Raw genomic sequence first — 16,983 nt, 5'->3', positions numbered from 1 at the left:
GAGTACTATCTGAACGAACAGATGAAGGCGATCCAGCGCGAGCTGGGCGAGCAGGACGACCAGCGTGACGAGCTGCTCGAGCTGGAAAAGCGCATCAAGCGCACCAAGCTCTCCAAGGAAGCCCGCACCAAGGCCGACGGCGAGCTGAAGAAGCTGCGCAACATGAGCCCGATGTCGGCCGAATCCACGGTCGTGCGGAACTATCTGGACTGGCTGCTGTCCATTCCGTGGGGCAAGGCCAAGACCAAGCCGATCGACCTCGACGTGGCCGAGGCGGTCCTGGACCGCGACCACTATGGCCTGGAGAAGGTCAAGGAGCGGATCCTGGAATACCTGGCCGTCCAGGCCCGGACCGGTTCGCTGAAAGGCCCGATCCTCTGCCTCGTCGGACCGCCCGGCGTGGGCAAGACCTCGCTGGGCAAGTCGCTGGCCGAGGCCACCAACCGCGAGTTCGTCCGGGTCTCCCTGGGCGGGGTGCGCGACGAGGCCGAGATCCGCGGTCACCGCCGGACCTATATCGGCTCCATGCCGGGCAAGATCATCCAGTCGATGAAGAAGGCCAAGTCGACCAACGCCTTCTTCCTGCTCGACGAGATCGACAAGATGGGCAGCGACTATCGCGGCGACCCGGCCTCTGCCCTGCTCGAGGTGCTGGACCCGTCGCAGAACTCCACCTTCGCCGACCACTATCTCGAGGTGGACTACGACCTGTCGCCGGTGATGTTCGTCACCACGGCCAACAGCCTCAACATGCCCCAGCCGCTGCTGGACCGCATGGAGATCATCCGCATTCCCGGCTACACCGAGGATGAGAAGGTGGAGATCGCCAAGCGCCACGTCCTGCCCAAGCTGACCAAGGACCATGGGCTGAAGCCGGAGGAGTTCATCGTCCCCGACCAGGCCATCCACGACCTGATCCGCTACTACACCCGGGAAGCCGGCGTGCGGTCGCTGGAACGGGAACTGGGCAACCTGGCGCGCAAGACAGTCCGCGACTTGTCGCGGGACGCCGCGCGCGTGGCGAAGGAAACCGACGTCGACTCGCAGACCAGGCCGGTCCTCTCGATCACCATCGACGACGAGTTGCTGGCCAAGTACGCGGGCGTTCGCAAGTACTCCCACGGCGAGACCGACGAGGAGGATCAGGTCGGGATCATCACGGGCCTGGCCTATACCGACTTCGGCGGCGACATCCTGACCATCGAGGCGGTCAAGATGCCGGGCAAGGGCCGCATGTCCATCACGGGCAACCTGAAGGACGTGATGAAGGAATCGATCTCCGCGGCGAACTCCTATGTCCGCAGCCGAGCGACCCACTTCGGCATCGAGCCGCCGATGTTCGAGAAGACCGACGTGCACCTCCACGTGCCGGACGGCGCGACCCCGAAGGACGGCCCCTCGGCCGGCGCGGCCATGGCCACGGCCATCGTCTCGGTGCTGACGGGCATTCCGATCCGCAAGGACATCGCCATGACCGGCGAGGTCACCCTGCGCGGCCGGGTCACCGCCATCGGCGGCCTGAAGGAGAAGCTGCTCGCGGCGCTCCGTTCGGGCGTCAAGACGGTGCTGATCCCGCAGCAGAACCTCAAGGACCTGGCCGATATCCCCGACAACGTGAAGTCGGCGATGGAGATCATCCCGGTTTCGACCGTCGATGAGGTCCTGTCGCACGCCCTGACTCGGGCGCCGATTCCCATCGAATGGAACCCTGCAGACCAACCGCCGGTATCGGTTGCCGTCGAGGAAGGGGATGCGGAGTCGGTTATCACCCACTGATTGGGCGAAAACCGTAAAAAACTAGGCGGCGCGGGGGATTCCCGCGCCGCCTTTGTTTGACGCGGGTAACGAGACCGCCATAATCGCGCAACGCGAAGCAGCCTCGCGAGTCCGCGAGAGGTTCGCGGTTGAGATAACGGGCTGGGAGAGACAGGAAATGACCAAGGCCGAACTCGTCACGGCGATCGCCGACAAGGCGGGCCTCAATAAGGCGCAGGCGAAAGACGCGCTGGAAGCGTTCATCGAAAGCGTCACGGCGTCGCTGAAGGGCGGACAAGAAGTTCGACTCGTGGGATTCGGCAGCTTCGTGCCGGTGAACCGTGCGGCGGGCACCGCGCGCAATCCGCGCACCGGTGAGACCGTGAACCGCCCGGCGTCGAAGACCGCGCGCTTCCGCGTCGGCGAAGGCCTGAAGAGCTCGCTGAACTAGGGCGAGCCATAGGCAAAGCATCGAAGGGCGGTCGCCGTACCCGGCGGCCGCCCTTTTCGTTTCTTGCTGTCGGTTCTATGAACCCGCGCGCGGGCGGCTAGCTCAGCTGGTCAGAGCACCTGGTTTACACCCAGGGGGTCGGGGGTTCGAACCCCTCGCCGCCCACCAGCCTTCGCGCTACGGCCTGGCAAGCCGCCGAGGAACACCATCGCGCCCATGCGCTACCGCCCCCTAGGATCGACCGGCTTCTCCGTCTCCGAGATCGGGTTCGGCTGCGCGAGTTGGTGGGGCAAGCGGGCCTTTGACGAGCGCGAGGCGATTCGGCTGGTCCATGCGGCGCTTGAGGGCGGCGTCACCCTGTTCGACACCGGGGCGGCCTATTCGGAAGGAAACGCCGAACCGCGACTCGGCCGCGCGCTGAAGGGCAGGGCGACCGACGGCCTGGTGATCGCCACCAAGGCCGGCACGCGCCACGACGGACGCCGGGTGGTCCGCGACTTCGATCCCGCAGCCATCGAGGCCAGCGTCGAGCGCAGCCTCGAGAACCTGGGCCTCGAGGCCCTGCCGCTGCTGCAACTGCACGGCCCTGCGCTCGAAGAGCTGACGGACGCCTTCCTCGACCGCATATCGGGCCTGAAGCGGCGTGGGCTGATCCGCGCCCTGGGGGTCAACAGCTTCGATCCGCGGGTGATCGCCCACGCCGCCGGCCGGGCCGAGATCGACGTGGTGATGGTCGACTACAATGTCCTACGCCCCGAACGCGCGCCGCTGATCGCTCAGGCGGCGGGGCAGGGGAAGGGCGTCCTGGCCGGCATGGCCCTGGCCATGGGCCACACCGGCGGCCAGGTCCTGAAGCTGCGCGCGCCCCGGGACGTCTGGTACGCCCTGCGCGCCTTGAAGAACCACCGGGCCGATATCGCCAAGGGCGCCCGGTTTGGCTTCCTGTCGAAAATCTCCGGCATGACGGGGGCCCAGGCCGCGCTCGCCTATGTGCTCGCCGATCCCAATGTCAGCAGCGCCGTGGTCGGCGCCACGCGCCTGGCGCACCTGCGGGACAACCTCGCGGCCTCCGGCATGCGCCTTCCCAGCGAAGCGATGGCGCGAATCGCGCGCGCGCAGCTCTAGGCCCCTACGCAACCGAACTTAGTTTGGATTCGACGGGCGTTGTTCCGGCGCGCGGATTGGCGTTTCATCGCCCCAGAAGACGCAGGCGACGGCCTATCGGCCGCCGACCGGGCGTCGACGGGAGCGATCGCGATGGCTGACGGCGCTATGAAGCTGGCCGACGAGGCGAGGGCCCGGGCCTATTCCATGCCGCTGGAGGAGATGCACCCCGGCGACCCGGACCTGTTCCGCACAAACACCCACTGGCCCTATTTCGAGCGGCTGCGGCGGGAGGATCCGGTCCATTGGTGCAAGGACAGCGAGTTCGGCCCCTACTGGTCGATCACCCGCTACAACGACATCATGACCGTGGACACCAACCACGCGGTGTTCTCCTCCGACGCTGCGCTGGGCGGGATCACCATCCGCGACGCCCGGCCGGACCTGCGGCGTCCCAGCTTCATCGCCATGGATCCGCCCAAGCACGACGTGCAGCGCAAGGCTGTCAGCCCCGTGGTCTCACCGGCCAACCTGCAGGTGCTGGAGCCGATCATCCGTGAGCGGGCGGCCAAGATCCTCGACGCCCTGCCGCGGGGAGAGACCTTCGACTGGGTCGACCGCGTCTCCATCGAGCTCACCACCCAGATGCTGGCGACCCTGTTCGACTATCCCTTCGAGCACCGCCGCCGCCTGACCCGCTGGTCCGACGTCGCCACCTGCTTGCCGGGACCGGGCGCGCTCTGCGAGACCGAGGAAGAGCGCCAGGCCGAGCTGATGGAATGCCTGGCGAGCTTCACCGAGCTCTGGAACCAGAGGGTCAATGCGCCGCCGGGCGGGGATCTGGTCTCGATGATGGCCCACAGCGACGCCACCCGGAACATGAACCCCGACGAGTATCTCGGGAACATCATCCTGCTGATCGTCGGCGGCAACGACACCACCCGCAACTCGATCAGCGGCGGCCTGCTGGCGCTGAACGAGAACCCCGATCAGTACACGAAGCTGCGCGCCGATCCGTCCCTGATCCCCAGCATGGTCTCCGAGATCATCCGCTGGCAGACCCCGCTGGCCCACATGCGCCGCACGGCCCTGGAGGACTTCGAGGTCGGCGGCAAGACCATCAAGAAGGGCGACAAGGTGGTCATGTGGTACGTCTCGGGCAACCGCGACGAGGACGCCATCGATAACCCCGAGCGGTTCATCATCGACCGGGCCCGGCCGCGCCAGCACCTGTCATTCGGCTTCGGCATCCACCGCTGCGTGGGCAACCGCCTGGCCGAGATGCAGCTCCGCGTGGTCTGGGAGGAGATTCTCAAGCGCTTCGACCGCATCGAGGTGGTCGAGGAGCCCAGACGCGTACGCTCCAGCTTCGTGAAGGGCTATGAGACCCTGCCGGTGCGGATCGTCGGTTAGCGCCATTCTAGACCCTCCCCCAGCGCGCAGCGCGTAGAGGGGGAGGCGGCGCGTCGCCTTCTTCGGCGACGTGACGGAGGGGGGCCGAAGCCCACAAACACGAGTCAAAGTCCCCCTCAGTCGGCCATTCGGCCGACAGCTCCCCCAGAGGGGGAGCATCTTGTGAATCGACCGGCCTCGAGACCTGACGCGACGGCGCCCTTTCGCTCGGCTTCCAGACGCGTAAGCTGGCCTGCAAGAACAGCGATAACCCAAGGGCGGAGACGAAGATGGCGGTGGATCTGGAGCCCCTCGACCAGGCGCTGGAGACGGCGCACCTGCCGGCGCTTTCCGCGGCCCTGGTGCACCTGACCGGCGACACCGGCTGGCTGCGGCCGGAGTGGCGGCCCACCTACACGCCCCTGTCGCGCGGCGAGACCGGGGTGCCCGAGGACGAGCAGGCCAAGATGCGGGCCGCGGCCAAGGCCGCGATCACCGCCTATCTAACTGGCAAGGCGCCCATGGCGGCGATCCCGTCGGCCGAGGTCCTCCACCAGATGATGAACTTCGTGGCTGGGGCCGACATCCCCGAGGGGTATGGCGACTTCCTCACTGACGAGCTGGCCATCGACGGCCACAGCACCAAGGACCCGAACTGGTCCACGCCGGAGCTCAAGGCCGCAGCCCGGAAGCTTAATGTCCTGGTGGTCGGCGCGGGCATGTCAGGCCTGCTGGCCGCCATCCGCCTGACCCAGGCCGGCGTCCCCTTCGAAATCGTCGACAAGAACCCCGACGTGGGCGGGACCTGGCTGGAGAACACCTATCCGGGCTGTCGGGTCGACTCGTCCAACCACATCTATTCCTACAGCTTCGAGCCCAACCACTTTTGGCCGCAGCACTTCTCCACCCAACCCGTCCTGCTGGACTATTTCCGCGGGGTGGCGGGCCGCTACGATCTTAAGAAGAAGGTCCGCTTCGAGACCGTGGTCGAGGAGATGGCCTGGGACGAGGCGCGCGCCGTCTGGAAGGCGCGGCTGAAGACGCCGTCGGGCGTCGAGCACGTCGAGGCCAATGCGGTGATCACCGCCGTGGGTCAGCTCAACCGGCCGCGCTTTCCCGACATCAAGGGCCGCGACAGCTTCGAGGGACCGTCCTTCCACTCCGCCGAATGGCGCCACGATGTGGACCTGACCGGCAAGCGGGTGGCGGTGATCGGCACCGGCGCCAGCGCCTTCCAGTTCGTGCCGGAGATCGTCGGCAAGGTCGCCAGCCTGAGCGTTTTCCAACGCACCCCGCCCTGGGGATTCCCGGTGCCGCACTATCACGAGGACGTCCCGGACGGGATGAACTGGCTGATGGAGCACGTGCCGTTCTACGACAAATGGTACCGGTTCTGGATGTTCTGGATGGTCACCGACGGGCTGCTGCCCATGGTGACCGCCGATCCGGGCTGGAACGGCCCGTCCACAGCGGTCAGTGAACTGAACCTCGGCTTCCGGGAGATGATCGCCGCGGCGATCGCCGCCCAGGCGCCCGACCGCCCCGACCTGGTGGCCAAGGTCATCCCCACCTATCCGCCGGGCGGCAAGCGGGCCCTGCTGGACAATGGCGTCTGGCTGGACGCACTCAAGCGCGACAATGTCGAGCTGGTCACCGACGGGATATCCGAGCTCACGGCTGGCGGCATCCTGACCGCCGACGGCCAGTCGCGCGACTTCGACGTCATCATCTATGGCACCGGCTTCCACGCCTCGAAGTTCCTGTGGCCGATGAGGATCAAGGGCCGCGAGGGCGCCGATCTGCACGAGACCTGGGCCGGCGATCCACGCGCTTATCTGGGCATGACCACGCCAGGTTTCCCGAACCTTTTCATGATCTACGGGCCCAATACCAATATCGTGGTCAACGGCTCGATCGTGTTCTTCTCGGAATGCAGCGTCCGCTACATCCTGGGCTGCCTGAAGCTGCTGGCCCAGACCGGCGCCGCGGCCATGGAGCCCAAGCGCGAGGTCCACGACGCCTTCAACATCAAGGTCGACGCGGGCAACAGGCTGATGGCCTGGGGCGCCCCGCAGGTGACGAGCTGGTACAAGAACGAGGCCGGGCGGGTCACCCAGAACTGGCCTTTCGCCCTGGTGGACTACTGGCGCGCCACCCTGACGCCGGATCCCAAGGACTTCGTGCTGAGCAAGAGCGCCGAACTGGTGGGGTAGGGCGCCTCTCGTCGCGTCCGCCATCGTAAGCTGCTCGACCCGGTACGGACCGCCTAGGCGCGGCGCCGCATCGTCCGGTCGATCAGGACGAGGCCCAGCCCCAGGACCAGGAAAACGGCGCACATCGCCGCCATGTTGAGCCCCACCTGGGTCAGCCCATGCTCGGACACGTCCAGGAACGGGTAGGGGTAGAAGCCGGCGTAGGGCCCGCGGACGATGCTATAGGCGCCATAGGCCAGCGGAACCATGAGCCAGGGCCAGACATAGACCCAGCGCAGCGTTCCTTTTGGGGTGAACGCCAGCCAGTCCAGCAGCACCAGCGCCGGGGTGACGTAGTGCAGGGTGGTGTCGGCGACCAGCTGGAGGCCCTGCGGATCCCACAGGCCCTGAAGGATGGCGATATAGGTGGCCGCGGTGACCGCCATATAGAGCGCGACCGCCGTTCGGACCCCGGGCCTGGCGAAGTAGAAGCCGATCGGGCTCCTCGGGAACGCCGTCGGGGCGGTGAGGGCCACCGCCGCCAGTAGGTTCGAGAGGATCGTGAAGTAGCTGAAGAAGTTGACCGTCCGCGTCGCGAACGCCTCGCCGGTCTGCCCGCGCACCATCAGCCAGTACTGCAGGATCAGGCCGGACCAGGCGACCAGCGCCGCAATGGCGCGATAGGCGTTCATCGGCTCGGCGCTCCCCGGGACAACCCAGGGGTCAGGAGATCGCCGCGCGCGCGCCGAGGTCAAGCCAAAGTCCGCGGCGACCGCGCTCGACGTCTGACGATTTCAGGGGGAACCGTGGCGCGAATGACGGGACTCGAACCCGCGACCTCCGGCGTGACAGGCCGGCGCTCTAACCAACTGAGCTACATCCGCATACGGCTCGCGGTGACCGCGAGGCGCGTCTGATAGGTCCCGACCGGAATCGTGTCAACGGGACTCTGCGGACTTCGGCAAATGAAGCGCGGAATGACGCACCCAGCCTGGCGTTCGGACACCTCCGCGGGAAGGGCGGAGCGGTGACCGGCAAGGCCTTGCGCGGAGACCGGTGTTCCGTGGTCTGGCTTGTTGCGAATGGATCGCAATTATCAGGAGCATAAGGCTTTTTCGCAGCGCAAACCCCCGTTTGAACCTGCCGCCGACGTGGTCTAGAAGAGCCCCGACTCCGCTTGAGGATTCCATGAACGCCTTCCTTCTGCAGTACCTGCCCATCGTGATCTTCCTGGGGATCGCGGGCGCCCTGGGCCTCGTTTTCATCATCGCCTCGGCGGTTCTGGCCCCCAAGGCGCCGGACCCGGAGAAGCTCTCGACCTACGAGTGCGGCTTCAACGCCTTCGATGACGCGCGGATGAAATTCGACGTCCGATTCTATCTGGTCTCCATCCTGTTCATCATCTTCGACCTGGAAGTGGCGTTCCTGTTCCCCTGGGCCGTGGCGCTAATGAAGCTGCCGCAGGAAGCCGGGCAATTCGCCTTCTGGTCGATGATGACCTTCCTGGGCGTGCTGACCGTGGGCTTCATCTACGAATGGAAGAAGGGGGCCCTGGAATGGGAGTGATCATTCCCGCCGGTGCGGCGGGCCGCACCACGGTCGAGGGCTACAATCCCAAGGCCCATGATCCGTTCTTCGACGGCGTCTCGATCGAGCTGGCCGACAAGGGCTTCGTCACCGCCGCGGCCGACGACCTGATCACCTGGGCGCGCACCGGCTCGCTGATGTGGATGACCTTCGGTCTCGCCTGCTGCGCGGTCGAGATGATGCAGGCCTCGATGCCGCGCTACGACCTGGAGCGCTACGGCTTCGCGCCCCGCGCCAGCCCGCGCCAGTCGGACGTGATGATCGTCGCCGGCACGCTCTGCAACAAGATGGCCCCGGCCCTGCGCAAGGTCTACGACCAGATGCCGGAGCCCCGCTACGTCATCTCCATGGGCTCGTGCGCCAACGGCGGCGGCTACTACTACTTCTCCTATTCCGTGGTGCGCGGCTGCGACCGGATCGTGCCGGTGGACATCTATGTCCCGGGCTGCCCGCCGACCGCCGAGGCCCTGGTCTACGGCGTGCTGCAGCTCCAGAAGAAGATCCGCCGCACAGGGACCATCGAGCGATGAGCTGGCCCAAGACCTCCGATCAGATGGAGATGCTGGGCCAGGCGATCGTGGCCAATAGCGCCGGCGCCGTCGTCAGCCATTCGGTGGCCTATGGCGAACTGACCCTGATCGCGCCCCTGCCGCGCATCGCCGATGCGCTGACCTATCTGCGCGACCATCAGGACTACCAGTTCCAGCAGCTCATCGACCTCTGCGGCGTCGACTATCCCGAGCGCGTGCGGCGGTTCGACGTGGTCTACCACCTGCTGTCGCTGACCCAGAACCATCGGGTTCGCCTGAAGATCGAGACCGACGAGGACACCCCCGTCCCGACCATCACCGGGGTCTATCCCTGCGCCGACTGGTTCGAGCGCGAGGCCTTCGACATGTACGGGATCTTCTTCGAGGGCCATCCCGACCTGCGCCGCATCCTCACCGACTACGGCTTCCACGGCCATCCGCTGCGCAAGGACTTCCCCATGAGCGGCTATGTGGAACTGCGCTACGACGACGAGCTGAAGCGCGTGGTCTATGAGCCGGTGAAGTCGGTCGAATACCGCAACTGGGACTTCCTCTCGCCGTGGGAGGGCGCCGATTACGTCCTGCCGGGCGACGAAAAAGCGCCCGGGGCCGGCGGCCCCCAAGTTGGAGGCCCGAAGTGATGGCTGACGACGCCTCTCAGGCCGTGCACGTCCCCGAGACGCCGGTTCGCAAGTTCAACATCAATTTCGGCCCGCAGCACCCCGCGGCCCACGGCGTCCTGCGCCTGGTCCTGGAGCTGGACGGGGAGGTGGTGGAGCGGGTCGATCCGCACATCGGCCTGCTGCATCGCGGCACCGAAAAGCTGATGGAGTACCGGACCTACCTCCAGAACATCCCGTATTTCGACCGCCTCGACTACGTGGCGCCGATGAACCAGGAGCACGCCTTCTGCCTGGCCATCGAGAAGTTGATGGGGACCGAGGTGCCGATCCGCGGCAGCCTGATCCGGGTGATGTTCTCCGAGATCGGCCGGATCCTGAATCACCTGCTCAACGTCACCACCCAGGCCATGGACGTGGGCGCGCTCACCCCGCCGCTGTGGGGCTTCGAAGAGCGCGAGAAGCTGATGGTGTTCTATGAGCGCGCATCGGGTGCGCGGCTCCACGCCAACTACTTCCGGCCCGGCGGCGTCCATCAGGATCTGCCCGAGGCGCTGATCAACGACATCGGCGACTGGGCCACGGCCTTCGCCCGTCCGGTGGCCGACATCGACAAGCTGATCACCGGCAACCGCATCTTCAAGCAGCGCAACGTCGACATCGGCGTGGTGACCAAGGAAGAGGCCATCAAGTGGGGCTTCTCTGGCGTCATGGTGCGCGGCTCGGGCATCGCCTGGGACCTGCGCCGCAGCCAGCCCTACGAATGCTATGACGACTTCGAGTTCGACATTCCGCTGGGCGTGAACGGCGACTGCTACGACCGTTATCTCTGCCGGATGCAGGAGATGCGGGAGTCGACCAAGATCATCCTGCAATGCGTCGAGCGGCTGAAGAAGACCCCCGGCCCGGTGATGACCGAGGACAACAAGGTCAGCCCGCCCCGCCGCGGCGAGATGAAGCGTTCGATGGAAGCGCTCATCCACCACTTCAAGCTCTACACCGAGGGCTTCCGCACCCCGCCGGGCGAGGTCTATGCCTGCGTCGAGGCGCCCAAGGGCGAGTTCGGCGTCTTCCTGGTGAGCGACGGGACCAACAAGCCCTATCGCTGCAAGATCCGCGCGCCGGGCTATCCGCACCTGATGGCCATGGACTGGATGAACCGCGGCCACATGCTGGCCGACGTCTCCGCCATCATCGGCTCGCTGGACATCGTGTTCGGGGAGATCGATCGATGAGCGCGCCCGCCTGCATCAGCCCGTTCGACGTGGTCGAGGCCCAGTTCGAGGCCTACAACGCCCAGAACCTGGAGGCGTTCTGCGCCTTCTACGCGGACCACGCGGCCCTGGGCGACTTCAACGGCGCCATCACCGCTAACGGGATCGACGCCATCCGCGCCCGGCACGTGAAGCTGTTCGCCGACTTCCCGCAGAACAAGGCCCAACTGCTCAATCGCGTCGTGGTGGGAAACACCGTGATCGATCACGAGCGGGTGGCGCGCACGCCCGGCGGCGACACCTTCGATGTCGCGGCCATCTACACTATCGCCGACGCCAAGATCGTCCGCGTCGACTTTGTGAAGTGAGGAACGTTTGAGCGTCCGTCGCCTCTCGCCGAACCAGCCGGCCAGCTTCGAGTTCTCGAAAGAGAGCGCCAAGCAGGCGCAGTGGTGGATTTCGAAATACCCGCAGGGCCGCCAGCAGTCGGCCGTGATCCCGATCCTATGGCTGATCCAGAAGCAGGAGGGCTGGGTCTCCGAGCCCGCCATCCGCGCCGTCGCGGCGCTGCTCTCCATGCCGCAGATCCGGGTGCTGGAGGTCGTGACCTTCTACACCATGTTCATGCTGGAGCCGGTCGGCACCCATGCCCTGGTGCAGGTCTGCGGCACCACGCCCTGCGCCCTGCGCGGCGCCAACGACCTGATGGCCCACTGCAAGAAGCGGATCGGCCCGAAGGATCACCGCTCGGCCGACGGCAAGTTCTACTGGCAGGAAGTCGAGTGCCTGGGCGCTTGCTCCAACGCGCCGATGGCCGCGATCAACGACTATTATTACGAGGACCTGACGGTCGAGATCCTCGACAAGCTGCTGGACGACTTCGCCGCCGGCAAGCCGCCCGCGCCGGGCTCGATGATCGGCCGCCAGGGCTCCTCGCCGGAAGGCGGGCCGCTGGTGCTCTCCGATCCGAAACTCTACGACGGTTCGCTGGCCAAGCCGCTCAAGTCGCTGCCCAACGCCGCCGCCACGGGCAAGGCGAAGGCGCCGGCCACCTAATGGACCTCGAAGCTACAAAGCGCCGGCTGAAGGTCATGGTCGCCATCGACGCGGTCTGCGCGATCGTGGCCGCCGCCGCGGCCTACGGCGCCTTCGGCAGGGGCGTCGACTGGCTGGTCTACGTGTTCGTCGCGGCGCTCATCGCAGGGCTCGCCGCCCAGATCTGGTTCATCGCGGGCGTACGCTCAGCGAACAAGGGAGTGTAGGGGCCTTGGTCGGGATCCTCGAAGACAAGGACCGCATCTTCACCAACCTCTATGGCGTCCATGACTGGGGCCTGGAAGGTGCGAAGACGCGCGGCTGCTGGAACGCCACGCGCGAGATGCTCAAACAGACCCCGGAGTGGATCTGCGAGCAGATCAAGGAATCAGGCCTGCGCGGCCGGGGCGGCGGCGGTTTCCCCACCGGCCTGAAGTGGACCTTCATGCCCAAGGCGCAGAGCGAGCGGCCCCACTTCCTGGTGGTCAACGCCGATGAGTCCGAGCCCGGCGCCTGCCAGGACCGCGAGATCATCCGCAACGATCCGCACCTGCTGATCGAGGGCTGCCTGGTGGCGAGCTACGCAATCCGCGCTCACACCGCCTACATCTATATCCGCGGCGAATACGTGCATGAGCGCGAGCGCCTGGAAGCGGCGATCAAGCAGGCCTACGACGCCAAGCTGATCGGCAAGGGCAACGTCCACGGCTGGGACTTCGACCTGCACGTCACCCATGGCGGCGGCGCCTATATCTGCGGCGACGAGACCGCCCTGATGGAGAGCCTGGAGGGCAAGAAGGGCCAGCCGCGGCTGAAGCCCCCGTTCCCGGCCGGCGCCGGCATCTATGGCGCGCCGACCACCATCAACAACGTCGAGTCGATCGCCGTGGTGGGTTCGATCCTGCGCCGCGGGGCAGGGTGGTTCGCGGGCTTCGGCCGGCCCAAGAACTCGGGCATCAAGCTGATGGCGGCCTCGGGCCACGTCAACAAGCCCTGCGTGGTCGAAGAGGCCATGTCGATCCCCATGCGCCAGCTCATCGACGACCATTTCGGCGGCGTGCGCGGCGGCTGGGGCAACCTGAAGGCCGTGATCCCCGGCGGCATCTCCATGCGGATGATCCCGGCCGAAGAGGCCGAGGAAGCCCTGATGGACTTCGACGACCTGGCCGCGCGGCGCTCGGGCCTGGGCACCGCGACCATGATCGTCATGGACAAGGACGCCGACCTGGTCCGCGCCATCGCGCGCGCCTCCTACTTCTACAAGCATGAGAGCTGCGGCCAGTGCACCCCGTGCCGCGAAGGCACCGGCTGGATGTGGCGGGTCATGGAGCGCATGGCCACCGGCGAGGCCGAGATGCGCGAGATCGACATGCTGCTGGACGTCGCCAGCCAGGTCGAGGGTCACACCATCTGCGGCCTGGGCGACGCGGCCGCCTGGCCGATCCAGGGCCTCTTCCGCCACTTCCGTCACGAGGTGGAGGAGCGGATCACCAATTACCGCATCGGCAAGCCGCATGTGCAGGGCGTGTCCCTGGAAGCGGCGGAGTAGCCCGGCATGCCCATAGCCAAGGTCAACGGCGTCGAGGTCGAGTTCGAACCCGGCATGACGGTTCTGCAGGTGGCGGAGCTGGCCGGGGAAGAGATCCCGCGCTTCTGCTATCACGAGCGCCTGAGCATCGCCGGGAACTGCCGCATGTGCCTGGTCGAGGTGAAACCCGGTCCGCCGAAGCCCCAGGCCTCGTGCGCGCTGCCGGCCGCCGAGGGCCAGGAGATCATCACCAACTCCCCCATGGTCAAGAAGGCCCGGGAAGGCGTGATGGAGTTCCTGCTGATCAACCACCCCCTGGATTGCCCGATCTGCGACCAGGGCGGGGAGTGCGACCTGCAGGACCAGGCCATGGGCTATGGCCGCGACGACAGCCGCTACGCCGACAACAAGCGCGCCGTCGAAGAGAAGTTCATGGGCCCGTTGATCAAGACGGTCATGACCCGCTGCATCCAGTGCACCCGCTGCGTCCGGTTCATCACCGAGGTCGCCGGCGTGCCCGAAATCGGTCTCATCTCCCGCGGCGAAGACGTTGAAATCACGACCTATCTCGACAAGTCGGTGACCTCCGAGCTGTCGGCCAACGTGATCGACCTCTGCCCGGTGGGGGCGCTGACCTCCAAGCCCTACGCCTTCAACGCCCGGCCCTGGGAGCTGAAGAAGACCGAGAGTGTCGATGTGATGGACGCCCTGGGCTCGGCGATCCGCGTCGACAGCCGCGGTCCGGCCGTGCTGCGCGTGCTGCCGCGGCTCAACGAGGACATCAACGAGGAGTGGATCAGCGACAAGACCCGCTACGCGGTCGACGGCCTCGCCCGCCAGCGCCTGGACCAGCCCTATGTCCGCAAGGGCGGCCGGCTGACCCCGGTGAGCTGGAACGAGGCCTTCGACCTGGTCGCCGCCAACATCAAGGCCGCCAGTCCTGATCGAATCGGCGTGATCGCCGGCGACGTGCAGGACGCCGAGTCCATGAAGGCCGCCAAGGACCTGTTCGGGTCGCTGGGGGTGAAGAACCTCGACTGCCGCCAGGACGGCATGGCGCTGGGCGCCGGTCCTCGCGAGAGCTGGCTGTTCAACTCCACCATCGCCGGCATCGAGAACGCCGACGTCATCCTGCTGGTGGGCGCCAATCCGCGCCTCGAGGCCCCGGTGTTCAACGCGCGCCTGCGCAAGCGCTGGCTGGCCGGCGCCCTGCGCGTGGGCGTGATCGGCGAGCAGGCCGACCTGACCTACGGCTACGACTATCTGGGCGCGGGACCCGAGACGCTCTCGGGCCTGACCAGGTCCAAGAGCGATTTCGTCAAGGCGCTCAAGGCCGCCAAGGCGCCGGCGATCATCGTCGGGACCGGCGCCCTGGCCCGCGAGGACGGCGCCGCCGTCCTGGCCGCCGCCGCCGCCGCGGCCAAGACCTTCGGCATGACCTGGAACGTCCTGCACACCGCCGCCGCCCGCGTCGGCGGCCTGGACCTGGGCTTCGTGCCGGGCGAGGGCGGCAAGAGCGCCCGCGAGATGGCCGCCAAGGGCGCGCTGGACGTACTGTTCCTGATGGGCGCCGACGAGATCGACCTGTCGGCCTCGAAGGCCTTCACCGTCTATCTGGGCACCCATGGCGACGCCGGCGCCCATAGCGCCGACGTGATCCTGCCGGGGGCCGCCTACACCGAGAAGGACGGCCTCTACGTCAACACCGAGGGCCGGGTGCAGATGGGCTTCCGCGCCGTGTTCCCCAAGGGTGAGGCCCGCGAGGACTGGTCGGTGCTGCGCGCCCTGTCGGACCGTCTCGGCGCGACCCTGCCTTACGACACCCTGGCCCAGCTTCGGGCCAAGCTCTTCGAGGACCATCCGACCTTCGGCCAGATCGATTATGTCCCGGCCGCGCCGGCGGCGCTCGATCTCGCCGGGCTCGGGACCAAGGGAGCGGCCTCGGACAAGCCTTTCGCCAGTCCGATCAAGGCCTTCCACCTGACCAACCCCATCGCCCGCGCCAGCGTGACGATGGCCGAATGCGCCGCCGTGGTCTCCGGCGCCGCCAAGATCGCGGCGGAGTAGGGCATGGATCCCACCACCAACTTCTGGGCCACCCCGGGCGGCTGGACCCTGATCACCGTCGCCCAGATCATGGCCGTGATCTTGCCGCTGCTGCTGGCGCTGGCCTTCTTCATGCTCGCCGACCGCAAGATCTGGGCGGGCGTGCAGATGCGCAAAGGGCCCAACGTGGTGGGTCCGTTCGGCCTGCTGCAGTCCTTCGCCGACCTGATCAAGTTCGTGCTGAAGGAACTGATCATTCCCGACGGGGCCGACAAGTTCGTGTTCCTGCTGGCCCCGGTGCTGACCTTCACCCTGGCCATGGTCGGCTGGGCGGTGATTCCGTTCGCGCCGGGCTGGGTGGTCTCCAACATCAATGTCGGCGTGATGTACCTGTTCGCCATCAGCTCGCTGGGCGTCTACGGCATCATCATGGGCGGCTGGGCCTCGAACTCGAAGTACCCGTTCCTGGGCAGCCTGCGCTCGGCCGCGCAGATGGTGTCCTACGAGGTCTCCATCGGCTTCGTGATCATCACGGTGATCCTGCTGGCCGGGACCATGAACCTGCAGACCATCGTCGAGCAGCAGGCCGGCGGGTTCTGGAACTGGTATTTCCTGGGCGGTAACGGCCTGAGCGGCCTGCCGATCGCCCTGGTGATGATCCCGATGACGGTGATCTTCTTCATCTCGGCCCTGGCCGAAACCAACCGCCCGCCCTTCGACCTGCCCGAGGCCGAGTCCGAGCTCGTGGCCGGCTATCAGGTGGAGTACTCGTCCAGCCCGTTCCTGCTGTTCATGATCGGCGAGTTGGTCAGCATCGTGCTGATGTGCGCCCTGATCTCGCTGCTGTTCTTCGGCGGCTGGCAGGCGCCCATCGATTTCGCCTTCGTCCACGACTGGCCGCCGACCGTGCAGAGCTTCTACGGCCTGATGTGGTTCGTGATGAAGATCTGCTTCTTCTTCTTCCTGATCGCCATGGCCAAGGCCATCGTGCCTCGATACCGCTACGACCAGCTTATGCGGCTGGGCTGGAAGGTGTTCCTGCCGACCTCGCTGGTGGCCGTGGCCCTGGTGGCGGCGTGGCGCGTGTTCGGACCGGCGGCGGCGTGAGGGTCCTGATGATCCTTTCCGCCACCCTGGCGCTGGGCGCCTGCACCACCAGTTCGGTGGAATCGGGCGCGACCGTCGGCAACGTGGCCAGCTACGACGCGCTGAAGCAGGCTCGCGACTCGTGCGTGAAGCGGGGCGGGGAGATCGTTCAACGGCCGCAGAGCTCCGGCAAGCGGCTCGCCGACTTCGTGTGTAAGGGAAAGTGACCGCCAGATGATGCAGCGCATCTCACAAGCCATCAAAGGCGCGGCGCTGATGGATTTCGTCGGCGCCTTCGGCCTGGCCATGAAGTACATGGTCAATCCCAAGGCCACCGTGCAGTACCCGCACGAGCGTAACCCGCAGTCGCCGCGGTTCCGCGGCGAGCACGTGCTGCGCCGCTATCCGAACGGCGAGGAGCGCTGCATCGCCTGCAAGCTGTG

Annotated in this window: 17 protein-coding genes, 2 tRNA genes and 1 pseudogene; 18 read left to right on the top strand and 2 right to left on the bottom strand. The window is 66.7% G+C overall.

Annotated features, from left to right (window positions below):
* The 6 genes from lon to Q8Q77_RS17880 form a co-directional block, all read left to right on the top strand.
* On the top strand, positions 1-1,776 hold a 1,776-nt coding region (gene lon / locus Q8Q77_RS17905), incomplete at its 5' end, for an endopeptidase La (protein ID WP_305585130.1).
* A gap of 157 nt (positions 1,777-1,933) precedes the next feature.
* Entirely contained in the window at positions 1,934-2,206 is a 273-nt protein-coding gene (locus Q8Q77_RS17900; RefSeq protein WP_254837069.1) for an HU family DNA-binding protein, read from the top strand.
* Positions 2,207-2,297: 91 nt separating this feature from the next.
* Positions 2,298-2,374 (top strand) — tRNA-Val (locus tag Q8Q77_RS17895).
* Positions 2,375-2,422: 48 nt separating this feature from the next.
* On the top strand, positions 2,423-3,331 hold the full coding sequence (locus Q8Q77_RS17890; RefSeq protein WP_305585128.1) for an aldo/keto reductase: 909 nt from the start codon (positions 2,423-2,425) through the stop codon (positions 3,329-3,331).
* A 132-nt stretch (positions 3,332-3,463) separates the two neighbouring features.
* Complete coding sequence (locus Q8Q77_RS17885) at positions 3,464-4,723, top strand: cytochrome P450 (protein ID WP_305585126.1); 1,260 nt, start codon at positions 3,464-3,466, stop codon at positions 4,721-4,723.
* A 269-nt stretch (positions 4,724-4,992) separates the two neighbouring features.
* Positions 4,993-6,915, top strand: a complete 1,923-nt coding sequence (locus tag Q8Q77_RS17880; protein WP_305585124.1) for an NAD(P)/FAD-dependent oxidoreductase — start codon at positions 4,993-4,995, stop codon at positions 6,913-6,915.
* Between the two features lie 53 nt (positions 6,916-6,968).
* Here Q8Q77_RS17880 and Q8Q77_RS17875 read toward each other — a convergent pair whose 3' ends face one another.
* Positions 6,969-7,586, bottom strand: a complete 618-nt coding sequence (locus tag Q8Q77_RS17875; protein WP_305585122.1) for a Pr6Pr family membrane protein — start codon at positions 7,584-7,586, stop codon at positions 6,969-6,971.
* 115 nt (positions 7,587-7,701) lie between these two features.
* Positions 7,702-7,778 (bottom strand) — tRNA-Asp (locus tag Q8Q77_RS17870).
* Positions 7,779-8,082: 304 nt separating this feature from the next.
* Between Q8Q77_RS17870 and Q8Q77_RS17865 the strand changes: the two genes are divergently transcribed.
* The 12 genes and pseudogenes from Q8Q77_RS17865 to Q8Q77_RS17810 all read left to right on the top strand — a co-directional run.
* The gene (locus Q8Q77_RS17865; RefSeq protein WP_305585120.1) at positions 8,083-8,460 is read left to right on the top strand and encodes an NADH-quinone oxidoreductase subunit A; all 378 of its coding nucleotides are present in this window, start codon (positions 8,083-8,085) and stop codon (positions 8,458-8,460) included.
* The gene (locus Q8Q77_RS17860) at positions 8,430-9,011 is read left to right on the top strand and encodes an NADH-quinone oxidoreductase subunit B family protein (RefSeq protein ID WP_305585118.1); all 582 of its coding nucleotides are present in this window, start codon (positions 8,430-8,432) and stop codon (positions 9,009-9,011) included. Before Q8Q77_RS17865 ends, Q8Q77_RS17860 begins: the two co-directional genes overlap by 31 nt.
* Complete coding sequence (locus tag Q8Q77_RS17855) at positions 9,008-9,652, top strand: NADH-quinone oxidoreductase subunit C (RefSeq protein WP_305585117.1); 645 nt, start codon at positions 9,008-9,010, stop codon at positions 9,650-9,652. Before Q8Q77_RS17860 ends, Q8Q77_RS17855 begins: the two co-directional genes overlap by 4 nt.
* Positions 9,652-10,866, top strand: coding sequence for an NADH-quinone oxidoreductase subunit D (locus Q8Q77_RS17850; RefSeq protein ID WP_305585115.1), 1,215 nt, complete (start codon positions 9,652-9,654; stop codon positions 10,864-10,866). Before Q8Q77_RS17855 ends, Q8Q77_RS17850 begins: the two co-directional genes overlap by 1 nt.
* Positions 10,863-11,213 carry a nuclear transport factor 2 family protein gene (locus Q8Q77_RS17845; protein WP_305585113.1) on the top strand — a complete coding sequence of 117 codons (351 nt, stop codon included), beginning with the start codon at positions 10,863-10,865 and terminating at the stop codon, positions 11,211-11,213. The genes Q8Q77_RS17850 and Q8Q77_RS17845 overlap by 4 nt, the downstream gene beginning before the upstream one ends.
* 7 nt (positions 11,214-11,220) lie before the next feature.
* Positions 11,221-11,901: an NADH-quinone oxidoreductase subunit NuoE gene (gene nuoE, locus Q8Q77_RS17840; RefSeq protein WP_305585112.1), complete on the top strand. Its 681-nt coding sequence runs from the start codon at positions 11,221-11,223 to the stop codon at positions 11,899-11,901.
* Positions 11,901-12,107: a hypothetical protein gene (locus tag Q8Q77_RS17835; protein ID WP_305585111.1), complete on the top strand. Its 207-nt coding sequence runs from the start codon at positions 11,901-11,903 to the stop codon at positions 12,105-12,107. The genes nuoE and Q8Q77_RS17835 overlap by 1 nt, the downstream gene beginning before the upstream one ends.
* 5 nt (positions 12,108-12,112) lie before the next feature.
* Positions 12,113-13,429 carry an NADH-quinone oxidoreductase subunit NuoF gene (gene nuoF, locus Q8Q77_RS17830; RefSeq protein WP_305585110.1) on the top strand — a complete coding sequence of 439 codons (1,317 nt, stop codon included), beginning with the start codon at positions 12,113-12,115 and terminating at the stop codon, positions 13,427-13,429.
* A 6-nt stretch (positions 13,430-13,435) separates the two neighbouring features.
* The gene (gene nuoG, locus Q8Q77_RS17825) at positions 13,436-15,475 is read left to right on the top strand and encodes an NADH-quinone oxidoreductase subunit NuoG (RefSeq protein ID WP_305585108.1); all 2,040 of its coding nucleotides are present in this window, start codon (positions 13,436-13,438) and stop codon (positions 15,473-15,475) included.
* Between the two features lie 3 nt (positions 15,476-15,478).
* Positions 15,479-16,561 (top strand): NADH-quinone oxidoreductase subunit NuoH, encoded by a 1,083-nt coding sequence (gene nuoH / locus Q8Q77_RS17820; protein ID WP_305585107.1) that lies wholly within the window; start codon positions 15,479-15,481, stop codon positions 16,559-16,561.
* A gap of 8 nt (positions 16,562-16,569) precedes the next feature.
* Entirely contained in the window at positions 16,570-16,767 is a 198-nt protein-coding gene (locus Q8Q77_RS17815) for a hypothetical protein (RefSeq protein ID WP_305585105.1), read from the top strand.
* A gap of 7 nt (positions 16,768-16,774) precedes the next feature.
* Positions 16,775-16,983, top strand: a pseudogene (locus tag Q8Q77_RS17810) (NADH-quinone oxidoreductase subunit I); the annotation flags it as partial.

Origin of the sequence: Phenylobacterium sp. (genome assembly GCF_030698145.1) — a bacterium.
In the GTDB taxonomy this organism is placed as follows: Bacteria; Pseudomonadota; Alphaproteobacteria; order Caulobacterales; family Caulobacteraceae; genus Phenylobacterium.
The sequence above is the reverse complement of the archived record's forward strand: the minus strand, read 5'-3'. Positions and strand labels throughout refer to the sequence as shown.

What these genes read in the sequence shown, in the direction of transcription:
- Q8Q77_RS17900 (WP_254837069.1), top strand. Translation starts at nt 1,934, where the DNA reads ATGACCAAGGCCGAACTCGTCACGGCGATCGCCGACAAGGCGGGCCTC.
- Q8Q77_RS17890 (WP_305585128.1), top strand. Translation starts at nt 2,423, where the DNA reads ATGCGCTACCGCCCCCTAGGATCGACCGGCTTCTCCGTCTCCGAGATC.
- Q8Q77_RS17885 (WP_305585126.1), top strand. Translation starts at nt 3,464, where the DNA reads ATGGCTGACGGCGCTATGAAGCTGGCCGACGAGGCGAGGGCCCGGGCC.
- Q8Q77_RS17880 (WP_305585124.1), top strand. Translation starts at nt 4,993, where the DNA reads ATGGCGGTGGATCTGGAGCCCCTCGACCAGGCGCTGGAGACGGCGCAC.
- Q8Q77_RS17875 (WP_305585122.1), bottom strand. Translation starts at nt 7,586, where the DNA reads ATGAACGCCTATCGCGCCATTGCGGCGCTGGTCGCCTGGTCCGGCCTG.
- Q8Q77_RS17865 (WP_305585120.1), top strand. Translation starts at nt 8,083, where the DNA reads ATGAACGCCTTCCTTCTGCAGTACCTGCCCATCGTGATCTTCCTGGGG.
- Q8Q77_RS17860 (WP_305585118.1), top strand. Translation starts at nt 8,430, where the DNA reads ATGGAAGAAGGGGGCCCTGGAATGGGAGTGATCATTCCCGCCGGTGCG.
- Q8Q77_RS17855 (WP_305585117.1), top strand. Translation starts at nt 9,008, where the DNA reads ATGAGCTGGCCCAAGACCTCCGATCAGATGGAGATGCTGGGCCAGGCG.
- Q8Q77_RS17850 (WP_305585115.1), top strand. Translation starts at nt 9,652, where the DNA reads ATGGCTGACGACGCCTCTCAGGCCGTGCACGTCCCCGAGACGCCGGTT.
- Q8Q77_RS17845 (WP_305585113.1), top strand. Translation starts at nt 10,863, where the DNA reads ATGAGCGCGCCCGCCTGCATCAGCCCGTTCGACGTGGTCGAGGCCCAG.
- Q8Q77_RS17835 (WP_305585111.1), top strand. Translation starts at nt 11,901, where the DNA reads ATGGACCTCGAAGCTACAAAGCGCCGGCTGAAGGTCATGGTCGCCATC.
- nuoG (WP_305585108.1), top strand. Translation starts at nt 13,436, where the DNA reads ATGCCCATAGCCAAGGTCAACGGCGTCGAGGTCGAGTTCGAACCCGGC.
- nuoH (WP_305585107.1), top strand. Translation starts at nt 15,479, where the DNA reads ATGGATCCCACCACCAACTTCTGGGCCACCCCGGGCGGCTGGACCCTG.
- Q8Q77_RS17815 (WP_305585105.1), top strand. Translation starts at nt 16,570, where the DNA reads ATGATCCTTTCCGCCACCCTGGCGCTGGGCGCCTGCACCACCAGTTCG.